We start from the raw sequence: 9,963 nt of genomic DNA on the forward strand, positions 1-9,963 counted from the left end.
AATTTCCAGCTATCATCTGTTAACATTAGTCTTGGCATTTGGGGTAATTGTTTTGATTTTTGGCGAAACCATTATAACAGCCCCATTTGCTGCTTGCTTTTTATACCAAAAAGATCAACACGCTCTAGTGTTTATAAATAAACTCAATGCCTTCATCGTCTTCTTCATCCCAGTCATCATCATCCAAATCATCATCAGACGAGGATGATTTCTGCAACTGTTCCTGATGATAATCATCCCACATGAACTCAACTTTTTCAGGTTTGACTTCTTCCGTCGCTTCCATACTACGGGGCTGCATATTCATGAACTCCATAATGTCCCAGCAAAGCTCTTTCACACCCTGACGGTTCACTGCTGAAATCATATAATAGTCGCCTTCCCAACCAAGCTCATCAGCAATAGTTTTGGCTAGCTGTTTAGCTTCTTCTGGATCGGTCAGATCAACTTTATTGAATACCAACCAACGCGGTTTTTCTGCCAGTTTTTCACTGTATTTGTGTAGCTCTTTGATGATAATTCGGGCATTTTCAACCGGATCAGATTCATCGATCGGGCAGAGATCAATCAAATGCAACAATACACGGCAACGCTCCAGGTGCTTCAGGAAGCGAATGCCTAAACCAGCACCGTCTGATGCTCCTTCAATCAAACCAGGGATATCTGCGACCACAAAGCTTTGCTCGTTATCCATGCGCACAACACCAAGGCTTGGCACCAATGTTGTAAATGGATAATCGGCTACTTTAGGTTTTGCTGCTGAAACGGCCCGGATAAAGGTGGATTTCCCCGCATTTGGCATTCCCAGCATACCTACATCTGCCAGCAACATCAGCTCCAGCATCAGCTCGCGGTTTTCTCCGGGTGTCCCCATTGTTCTTTGGCGAGGAGCACGATTCACAGAAGATTTAAATCGGGTGTTACCAAGGCCGTGGAACCCCCCTTTTGCAACCATAAAACGTTGTTCATGGCGCAACATATCTCCGAGAACTTCGCCTGTGGCAACGTCACGTACACGCGTTCCGACCGGAACCTTGATGGTAATATCTTGACCGCGTTTACCAGTGCAATCGCGGCTTTGTCCATTTTGACCACGCTCAGCGCGGAAGGATTTTTCAAAACGGTAGTCAATCAGCGTATTGAGGTTTTCATCAGCCAGTAGATAGACATCTCCGCCGTCACCCCCATCTCCGCCGTCCGGCCCACCTTTTGGAATATATTTCTCACGACGGAAGCTGACGCAACCATTGCCACCATCTCCCGCTACAACCAGTATTCTGGCCTCATCTACAAATTTCATAATCTTTCTCCGTAGGATAGCCACTGTAAAGCTGGATGGCAGCTAGTACCCAGAGATGGCGTAATCCAGAATAATAAAAAGCCCCGCAACACACATTGCAGGGCTTCCGATTCGATTAAAATTCAAAAAACTTATTCAGCTTCGATGCTGATGAATTTACGGTTTTTTGGACCTTTAACTTCGAATTTAATTTTTCCGTCAGCTAATGCGAACAGGGTGTGATCACGGCCACAACCTACGTTGTTGCCTGCGTGGAATTTAGTACCACGTTGACGAACGATGATGCTGCCTGCCAAAACAGACTCACCACCAAAACGTTTTACACCCAGACGTTTGCTTTCAGAATCGCGACCGTTACGAGTCGAACCGCCAGCCTTTTTGTGTGCCATTTATCTGCTCTCCTAAAATCTTAAGCGATGCCAGTGATTTTAACATCAGTGAACCACTGACGGTGGCCCTGCTGCTTACGGCTGTGTTTACGACGACGAAACTTAACGATTTTAACTTTCTCGCCACGGCCATGTGCAACAACTTCAGCTTTAATTTTAACGCCTTCAACTACTGGAGCGCCGATTTTGATATCTTCACCATTAGCGACCATCAGCACCTGGTCAAACTCAACAGTTTCACCTGTTGCGATGTCCAGCTTTTCCAAGCGAATAGTCTGACCTTCGCTTACTCGGTGTTGTTTACCACCACTTTGGAAAACCGCGTACATATAAACTCCGCTTTCCGCGCACCCTCTAAAATTCTTTCCGAGCGCGCTATAAAATATTCACAATAGGGCGCGAATTCTACGCAAAAACCGCTTGGAAGACAAGTGCAGAATTAGAACAGATGAGAAAAAAACGGACTTTTTCGATTGCCATTTATTTGAGCTGTTTTACAAGTGCGACCGATACATCGTAATATCTGTTAATACGCTAATTAATGAGCACAGCTCTGAATCAGAGTCCAAAGCCAAAACATGAATTTAGAATCGATAATAAAACTTACTACAGATGATATGGCAGCGGTCAATGACACCATTCTTGACCAATTAAATTCTGATGTTGCGCTGATCAACCAACTTGGTTACTACATTATCAGCGGCGGAGGCAAACGTATTCGCCCAATGATTGCAGTACTGACTGGTAAAGCGCTTCATTGTGAAGGTGAAAAACACATCAAAGTTGCGGCCCTGATTGAGTTTATTCATACCGCGACATTGCTGCATGATGATGTCGTTGATGAATCTGATATGCGACGCGGCAAGGCAACGGCCAACGCCATTTATGGCAACGCAGCCAGTGTCCTCGTGGGAGATTTTATCTATACGCGATCATTTCAGATGATGACCGACCTTGATTCCATGCGTGTATTGAAATTGATGTCTAACGCTACCAATGTCATTGCTGAAGGCGAGGTGATGCAGTTAATGAACTGTAATAATCCTGATATCTCAGAAGATGACTATATGCGCGTTATTTATAGTAAAACCGCCCGTCTGTTTGAAGTTTCTGCGCATTCCGCCGCTATTCTGGCTAACGCAACGCCTGAGCAAGAAGTGGCGCTACGTGATTATGGCCGTTATCTTGGCACCGCATTCCAATTAATCGATGACCTGCTGGATTACGATTCAGATAACAGCACGCTCGGTAAGAATACGGGGGACGACCTGAATGAAGGCAAACCAACATTGCCCCTCCTGCACGCCATGAATCATGGAACACCAGAGCAATCTGTAATGATACGTAATGCTATTAAACAGGGAAATGGCCGCCATTTGCTGGATACTGTACTTGCAACCATGAAACAGTGTGGTTCACTCAAATATACCCGCCAACGGGCTGAGGAAGAAGCAGATAAGGCTATTTCAGTATTACAAGTACTTGATGATTCTCCGTATAAGGCGGCCCTTGTGGGATTAGCCCATGTCGCCGTACAGCGACTTTCTTGAGCCGATTCAATCAGTATCCCTGATTGTTCAATCTGGGATACTGTCTTTATCTTTACTATCAATCTCTTGAATGCCGACAAATTGAACAAGGCCAGCCAACCCTTTTCTCAAAATAAACTTAACTATCCGTTCTCTTTCAGACTTGGTCAGCTGATAATAAGCTTCCACCCAAATCATAAACGGATCCTGTCGCTTGTTCCGATAATACTCGACCGAGTTTTCACTGACAGTCAGTATATTTAAAACTTCTTCGGGCAAACTGTTGACATTATATTCGAGAGCTTTTCCCTGCACTCCACGCTTACGGCGTTGTTCCCAGCCCTCGCGTCTTGCCATCAGATTCACTCCCTGAGGAGACGATGGCAGCCCTGCGAGGCCGATGAGTTCCTTTGCAGAATACCATTCTTTTTTCATCTCTTTTTCCTCGCGTTGTACCAGGGCAGTGAAGATAAAGCCAAATTTTAAACATTTGGCTTTTTCAAAAGCAGCCTCAGGTAGCTATAATTTTTTCTAAAAAACTTCTTATACCGTCTCGTAATATCACGTCGGTAATTACCTCCTTTTCTTCTTCAGTGAGTAAATTAAATGCGCTTACCCAAATGGATAAAGGATCTTGTTTCTGAACCTGATATTCTGGTGATGTTTCATTAAGTTCGAGAGCAGACAATGTTGAATCAGGAAAACAAGAATAGTGATATTCAATTGCCCTGCCTTGAACACCTGTTCGTTTTTGCCTCAACCATTCTTCACGTTTTGCTCTGGCATTAACTCCTTGTGGTGATCTAGGTAACTCGCCTACACCGGTCAACTCCATTGCCGTATACCACTCTTTTTTCATAATGTTTCTCTATTTTTGTAACCAAGTTCAAAAAAGAAGTTATTAAGAAAAAATTAGAAATATTTTTAGAAAAAATAATGTTATTTTATTTTCTTAATAACAGATTCGTGTTCGTTATTAATTTCACACTAACGCTTTAGTTATACCACTAATGTGGCTTCAAATTTAATAGGAAAGGATTAAAAAAATGATTTCTATGAAATCGGATTGGCATCCTGCTGATATTATTGCCGCTTTACGTAAACGTGGAACGACTCTGGCAGCCGTTTCTCGTGAAGCGGGGCTAAGTTCATCAACTTTGGCGAATACACTTTCTCGCCCATGGCCCAAGGGAGAATGGATAATAGCGAATTACTTAGAATTGCATCCGTCTGAAATATGGCCAAGCCGTTATTTCGATCGCAATACAGGAGAACTATTAGAAAGAAAAATTCGAGATAAAAAGAATAATTAACTATTAATTTAATTATTCATAGAAAAACCGCTAGTTATTTTTAAACTAGCGGTTTTAGTTAACTAATATATTTAAATTAATTTGTATATTAATAAATTACAAATTAAATAAATTAATCATTAATAAATTTTTCGCCTAATTCAATATCTGTATTCAAAACATCCAGCATGTTATCTAGTGATTTTTGTTCAAAATCGCTCAGCTTGCCAATATCTAAATGTTCTTCAATACCATTTTTACCCAAGCGAACTGGTTGAGCGAAGAAACGCGCATATTTGCCATCACCCTCAACATAACTGCATTCGATAACATTGCTTTCGCCTTGCAGGGCACGGATCATAGACAACCCCATGCGTGCAGCAGCCTGCCCCATAGACAGAGTTGCAGATCCGCCACCTGCTTTTGCTTCAACCACTTCAGTTCCCGCATTCTGGATACGTTTGGTCAATGCTTCAATTTCTTCGTCAGTGAAACTAACATCAGGAATTTGAGACAGCAGAGGCAAAATAGTCACACCTGAGTGCCCACCGATAACTGGAACTTCCAGCTCTTCTGGTTTTTTGCCTTTCAATTCAGCAATAAAAGTGTTGGAACGGATAATATCCAGAGTTGTTACACCGAACAGACGGTTTTTATCGTAAACACCTTCTTTTTTCAGAACCTCAGCCGCAATCGCCACAGTGGTGTTGACAGGGTTAGTAATAATTCCGATTAATGCCTTTGGACAAGTTTTAGCAATCTGCTGTACCAGATTACGAATGATCCCCGCATTGATATTAAATAGGTCGGAACGATCCATACCAGGCTTACGGGCGACACCCGCAGAAATCAATACCACATCTGCACCTGCCAGTGCAGGGGTTGCATCTTCACCAGCAAAACCAGTGACTTTAACTTCCGTTGGGATATGACTCAGATCGGCTGCCACACCCGGGGTCACCGGAGCAATGTCATACAAGGAAAGTTCTGAACCTGAAGGAAGTTGGGTCTTGAGTAGAAGGGCAAGTGCCTGACCAATACCACCGGCTGCACCGAGAACTGCAACTTTCATCCTGATACTCCTTAAATAAGTGCTGTAAAAAACTTAAACTTGTCTGGTTAAGAGAGTGCTTTCATTTTTCCCATCATTACAACAATGATAAGGAAGACTCTCCTCCACTCATCACTACGTATTAAAACAATCTGTTAACAGCTAAATTATCCACCCAATGACCTGCGGATGGAACATAATAGTTGTTTTATTCTAGACAAAAGGCTTATCTGTTAATGAGATAATGGACACTTTTTTGATAATTATTCTAATTATCCTATTAATTAATAGGTCGATCACCTTACACTCTCCTGCCGAATCAAACAACACCATTTAATTAACAATGTATTTACTATGCTTACTCTATGAAAATGAAAATAGGCAAAAATAAAATGTTCAATACCCTGATTATAAATAAGGTAATATGGGAAAGAATATACAATTATGCTCTGTATCTTGGTTTTCCCTTCTCTTTCTTGAATAAAAATTCACTCTTTTGCATAATATCAGCCTTATAACGGATTTAACGATGGTGAAATATGCGTGTTCCTTCGAAACAGGACGATTTGGTAAAAGCTTTCAAAGCATTATTGAAAGAAGAAAAATTCAGCTCTCAAGGTGAAATTGTTTCAGCGCTTCAGGAAGAGGGGTTCGAAAATATCAACCAATCTAAAGTTTCCCGGATGCTGACAAAATTTGGTGCTGTGCGAACCCGTAATGCAAAAATGGAAATGGTCTACTGTCTGCCAGCAGAATTGGGTGTACCCACAGCCACCAGTCCGCTAAAGAATCTGGTATTAGATGTCGATTATAATCACAGTGTTGTGGTCATACGCACAAGCCCGGGTGCAGCACAACTAATTGCACGCCTGTTGGATTCATTGGGTAAAGCTGAAGGAATTCTTGGCAGCATTGCAGGTGATGACACTATTTTTACCACGCCAGCCCAAAACCTTACGACAAAGCAGCTCTATGAGGCGATCCTCAATCTATTTGAGCAGGAACTTTAATCTATATCTGCCGTATACCAAGAAAGCTAATTAATGTATGCGGCAGGCACACACTGAATATATTTAGATGAAGAGAGGATCGCCCAATCAGTGCGCCCCCCTTACTCCGAAGATCTTTCAATTAAACTGTATCTGCTTTCTTAGCCAACTCAGCCAGTAATTTCTCGTGGATACCATCAAATCCGCCGTTGCTCATAATAAGGATATGATCCTCCGGTTGCGCCGTTTCGACAATCATCCGAACCAAAGTATCAATATCCGCACTCCAGCGAGCGGGCTGAATACACTGTTCTGCAATTTCAATAACCTGCCACGGCATATTGGCTGGCTGATAGAGGAAAACTTCATCAGCACGCCCCATTGAAGGTGCAATGTCATTTTTGCTCATTCCCATTTTCATGGTATTAGAACGCGGCTCCAGCACGACCAGAATACGCGTCATTCCACCAACTTTACTTCGCAACGCTTCCAGAGTCGCTAAAATAGCTGTTGGGTGATGAGCAAAATCGTCATAAACCGAGATACCATTGACTTTACCACGCAATTCAAGACGACGACGGGCATTGATAAAGCGATCCAATGCCTGACAGGCATCCGCAGGTTGAACCCCGATATGATGGGCTGCGGCAATTGCACTCAAGCCATTATGCATATTGTGTTCACCGACTAATGACCAGCCCACCTCACCTACCAGTTCACCATGATGGAATACTTGGTAGTTGCTACTATCCTGACTGACTTTTTTCGCCTGCCAGCTTCCGGTTTCTCCGAGAAGTTCCAGCTCACTCCAGCACCCCATAGAAAGGACATTTTTTAAATTCATGTCATTATCGGGAACAATGATTTTACCTGAGCTTGGCACAACTCTGACAAGGTGATGGAATTGTTTTTGAATGGCGGCCAGATTTTCGAAAATATCTGCGTGATCAAACTCAAGGTTGTTCATGATCAGTGTACGTGGGCTGTAATGAACAAATTTAGAACGCTTATCAAAAAAAGCACTGTCATATTCATCCGCTTCAATCACAAAAAACGGGCTTTCACCGATTTGTGCTGAAACAGTAAAATTTCCCGGAACACCACCAATCAAGAATCCCGGTTTATAATCACAGGCTTCCAGAATCCATGTAAGCATACCCGCCGTTGTTGTTTTCCCGTGAGTGCCGGCCACTGCTAATACCCAACGCTCCGGCAATACGTGATCATGCAGCCACTGTGGGCCAGAGGTGTAAGGAATTCCACGCTCCAACACTGCTTCCACACAGGGATTACCGCGGGTCATGGCATTGCCGATAACTACCATATCTGGTGCAGGATCGAGTTGTACAGGATCGTACCCTTGAATCAACTCGATGCCTTGTTTCTCCAGCAGGGTACTCATTGGTGGATACACATTGGCATCAGCGCCAGTAACTTCATGACCCAGTGAACGAGCGAGGATCGCTAACCCTCCCATGAAAGTACCGCAAATGCCAAGAATATGAATACGCATTTATTTCTATCCGATATCATGAACTGTATCACTATTCTAACCATCAAATCAGATATTAGAAATGCAATAACCTATGAATCATTTGATTCTTTAGCTAAACTGCCCGCGCATGAGTGCAACACGAAAGTGAAGCACGCTTCCTAAAACCACAATCAAATTCAAGGCCTTTGTCATGAAAACATTAGGCGAATTCATCGTCGAAAAACAGCAAGACTTTCCTCATGCTACGGGTGAACTAACCGCACTGCTGTCTGCCATCAAATTAGGGGCCAAAATTATTCATCGAGACATCAACAAAGCTGGCTTGGTTGATATTTTAGGTACAAGTGGCGTATCCAATGTCCAAGGTGAAGTTCAGATGAAACTGGACCTGTACGCCAATGAAAAACTCAAAGCAGCGCTGAAAGCACGCGGTGAAGTTGCTGGTATTGCTTCCGAGGAAGAAGATGAGATCGTTATTTTCGATGGCGATCGTGCAGAAAATGCAAAATATGTTGTTTTGATGGATCCACTGGATGGTTCTTCGAATATTGATGTAAACGTTTCCGTTGGGACTATTTTCTCTATTTACCGCCGAATTACCCCAATCGGGCAACCTGTAACCGAAGAAGATTTTCTGCAACCGGGGGAGCGTCAGGTTGCAGCCGGTTATGTGGTTTATGGTTCATCCACTATGCTGGTGTACACCACAGGCTGCGGTGTTCACACTTTCACTTACGATCCTTCTCTTGGCGTTTTCTGCCTGACTCATGAAAAAGTCCAATTCCCAGAAAAAGGCAATATGTATTCTATCAACGAAGGGAACTACATCAAATTCCCGTTGGGTGTGAAAAAGTACATCAAATATTGTCAGGAACAGGATGAAGAGACTCAACGCCCTTACACTACCCGCTACATCGGTTCTCTGGTTGCTGATTTCCATCGCAATTTGCTGAAAGGGGGTATCTATATATATCCGAGCACAGCAAGCCATCCAACAGGCAAACTACGTCTACTATACGAATGCAACCCAATTGCATTCTTGGCTGAACAGGCGGGTGGAAAAGCCAGTGATGGCACAAACCGCATTCTGGATATCGTACCCAGCGAACTGCACCAGCGTGTCCCTTTCTTTGTAGGTACAAGATCAATGGTGGAAAAAGCAGAAAGTTTCATGGCTGAGTTTCCAGACGAATAAGCGATTTTATTAAGCGACAAATTAAAAGAGGCGATATTTTGCCTCTTTAATTTTCCCTTGAATATTAATGCCCATTTTAACTTCCTTGTTATTTTCTGCATTTATGCCACAACACCTCATAGTCAACATCTCATTCTAAGTAGAGAGTATCCTTAGTACTTTTACGGGCTTCACCGTAATATCGTAAATACTATTTTCTGCTGAAAATAACCATCATCAATTTTAATCAACCGAACACCCTGAGTTATCAGCTGATAACAATTATTCATTACGCAGAACAATAAAAACTTTCCTAATGTATGTAGGTATGGGGAATATGATTCTCTTTATATTCATGGATATTTCCCCTATATCCAGTAACTTTAAACATCAAAGGTATCACTCTGAAGCGCTGGCAACAGCCCATATTGTATGAGGTATTCATATATGGACTCGTATTTTAATCATAAAGTTTTCCGGCTATCTGTTCTCACATATGCTCTCTTTTTACCTTTTACGCCGATGAATGCTTTTTCGGTGAGTGAAGAAATTGACGGAAATAAAACAGAAAGAACATGGTTACAACAAGCGGGGAATGAAAATAGCACCAAGAATGCGCACGATGATAATGCCGGGGTCATTGCCCAAAATGTGATGCGGGTCAGCAACCTGCTCTCATCCTCCCCTACCCAGTTGGCTGAACAGGCTAAATCCTACGCTCTGGGGAAAGTCAATAATACAATA

The 9,963-nt window shown here is 42.7% G+C and carries 12 protein-coding genes; 5 read left to right on the forward strand and 7 right to left on the reverse strand.

The features are described from left to right. Window positions 1–124: 124 nt before the first annotated feature. From cgtA to rplU, 3 genes are all read right to left on the reverse strand, one after another. Window positions 125–1,300: an Obg family GTPase CgtA gene (gene cgtA, locus AACQ81_RS18855; RefSeq protein WP_237388216.1), complete on the reverse strand. Its 1,176-nt coding sequence runs from the start codon at window positions 1,298–1,300 to the stop codon at window positions 125–127. Window positions 1,301–1,431: 131 nt separating this feature from the next. After that, a complete protein-coding gene (gene rpmA, locus AACQ81_RS18860; protein ID WP_010845218.1) occupies window positions 1,432–1,689 on the reverse strand; it encodes a 50S ribosomal protein L27 in 258 nt (85 codons plus the stop codon). 20 nt (window positions 1,690–1,709) lie between these two features. Beyond that, on the reverse strand, window positions 1,710–2,018 hold the full coding sequence (gene rplU, locus AACQ81_RS18865; protein WP_047766254.1) for a 50S ribosomal protein L21: 309 nt from the start codon (window positions 2,016–2,018) through the stop codon (window positions 1,710–1,712). A 249-nt stretch (window positions 2,019–2,267) separates the two neighbouring features. Between rplU and ispB the strand changes: the two genes are divergently transcribed. Continuing rightward, on the forward strand, window positions 2,268–3,239 hold the full coding sequence (gene ispB, locus AACQ81_RS18870) for an octaprenyl diphosphate synthase (RefSeq protein ID WP_237388217.1): 972 nt from the start codon (window positions 2,268–2,270) through the stop codon (window positions 3,237–3,239). 27 nt (window positions 3,240–3,266) lie between these two features. On the opposite strand, the gene AACQ81_RS18875 is transcribed toward ispB, so the two are convergent. Together AACQ81_RS18875 and AACQ81_RS18880 are read right to left on the reverse strand one after the other, a co-directional pair. Further along, the gene (locus AACQ81_RS18875) at window positions 3,267–3,653 is read right to left on the reverse strand and encodes a DNA-binding protein (protein ID WP_237388218.1); all 387 of its coding nucleotides are present in this window, start codon (window positions 3,651–3,653) and stop codon (window positions 3,267–3,269) included. 76 nt (window positions 3,654–3,729) lie between these two features. Further along, the gene (locus tag AACQ81_RS18880; protein WP_237388219.1) at window positions 3,730–4,077 is read right to left on the reverse strand and encodes a DNA-binding protein; all 348 of its coding nucleotides are present in this window, start codon (window positions 4,075–4,077) and stop codon (window positions 3,730–3,732) included. Window positions 4,078–4,264: 187 nt separating this feature from the next. Here AACQ81_RS18880 and AACQ81_RS18885 point away from each other — a divergent pair, with 187 nt between their 5' ends. Beyond that, the gene (locus AACQ81_RS18885) at window positions 4,265–4,531 is read left to right on the forward strand and encodes a helix-turn-helix domain-containing protein (protein WP_237388220.1); all 267 of its coding nucleotides are present in this window, start codon (window positions 4,265–4,267) and stop codon (window positions 4,529–4,531) included. Between the two features lie 112 nt (window positions 4,532–4,643). Here the strand turns inward: AACQ81_RS18885 and mdh are convergent, their stop codons facing one another. Beyond that, window positions 4,644–5,582 (reverse strand): malate dehydrogenase, encoded by a 939-nt coding sequence (gene mdh, locus AACQ81_RS18890; RefSeq protein WP_237388221.1) that lies wholly within the window; start codon window positions 5,580–5,582, stop codon window positions 4,644–4,646. A 518-nt stretch (window positions 5,583–6,100) separates the two neighbouring features. On the opposite strand from mdh, the gene argR reads away from it, so the two are divergent. After that, on the forward strand, window positions 6,101–6,571 hold the full coding sequence (gene argR / locus AACQ81_RS18895) for a transcriptional regulator ArgR (RefSeq protein ID WP_237388222.1): 471 nt from the start codon (window positions 6,101–6,103) through the stop codon (window positions 6,569–6,571). 121 nt (window positions 6,572–6,692) lie between these two features. Here argR and mpl read toward each other — a convergent pair whose 3' ends face one another. After that, window positions 6,693–8,063 carry a UDP-N-acetylmuramate:L-alanyl-gamma-D-glutamyl-meso-diaminopimelate ligase gene (gene mpl, locus AACQ81_RS18900; protein ID WP_237388223.1) on the reverse strand — a complete coding sequence of 457 codons (1,371 nt, stop codon included), beginning with the start codon at window positions 8,061–8,063 and terminating at the stop codon, window positions 6,693–6,695. A gap of 172 nt (window positions 8,064–8,235) precedes the next feature. On the opposite strand from mpl, the gene fbp reads away from it, so the two are divergent. After that, window positions 8,236–9,240, forward strand: a complete 1,005-nt coding sequence (gene fbp, locus AACQ81_RS18905; RefSeq protein ID WP_237388224.1) for a class 1 fructose-bisphosphatase — start codon at window positions 8,236–8,238, stop codon at window positions 9,238–9,240. A gap of 426 nt (window positions 9,241–9,666) precedes the next feature. Further along, window positions 9,667–9,963, forward strand: a 297-nt coding sequence (locus AACQ81_RS18910) for a hypothetical protein (RefSeq protein WP_237388225.1), incomplete at its 3' end; no start/stop codon positions are given.

The organism is Xenorhabdus sp. Sc-CR9 (assembly GCF_963897815.1).
In the GTDB taxonomy this organism is placed as follows: Bacteria; Pseudomonadota; Gammaproteobacteria; order Enterobacterales; family Enterobacteriaceae; genus Xenorhabdus.

Excerpts from the sequence above, each read along its gene's own strand:
- cgtA (WP_237388216.1), bottom strand. The coding sequence starts at position 1,300 with ATGAAATTTGTAGATGAGGCCAGAATACTGGTTGTAGCGGGAGATGGT.
- rpmA (WP_010845218.1), bottom strand. The coding sequence starts at position 1,689 with ATGGCACACAAAAAGGCTGGCGGTTCGACTCGTAACGGTCGCGATTCT.
- rplU (WP_047766254.1), bottom strand. The coding sequence starts at position 2,018 with ATGTACGCGGTTTTCCAAAGTGGTGGTAAACAACACCGAGTAAGCGAA.
- ispB (WP_237388217.1), top strand. The coding sequence starts at position 2,268 with ATGAATTTAGAATCGATAATAAAACTTACTACAGATGATATGGCAGCG.
- AACQ81_RS18875 (WP_237388218.1), bottom strand. The coding sequence starts at position 3,653 with ATGAAAAAAGAATGGTATTCTGCAAAGGAACTCATCGGCCTCGCAGGG.
- AACQ81_RS18880 (WP_237388219.1), bottom strand. The coding sequence starts at position 4,077 with ATGAAAAAAGAGTGGTATACGGCAATGGAGTTGACCGGTGTAGGCGAG.
- AACQ81_RS18885 (WP_237388220.1), top strand. The coding sequence starts at position 4,265 with ATGATTTCTATGAAATCGGATTGGCATCCTGCTGATATTATTGCCGCT.
- mdh (WP_237388221.1), bottom strand. The coding sequence starts at position 5,582 with ATGAAAGTTGCAGTTCTCGGTGCAGCCGGTGGTATTGGTCAGGCACTT.
- argR (WP_237388222.1), top strand. The coding sequence starts at position 6,101 with ATGCGTGTTCCTTCGAAACAGGACGATTTGGTAAAAGCTTTCAAAGCA.
- mpl (WP_237388223.1), bottom strand. The coding sequence starts at position 8,063 with ATGCGTATTCATATTCTTGGCATTTGCGGTACTTTCATGGGAGGGTTA.
- fbp (WP_237388224.1), top strand. The coding sequence starts at position 8,236 with ATGAAAACATTAGGCGAATTCATCGTCGAAAAACAGCAAGACTTTCCT.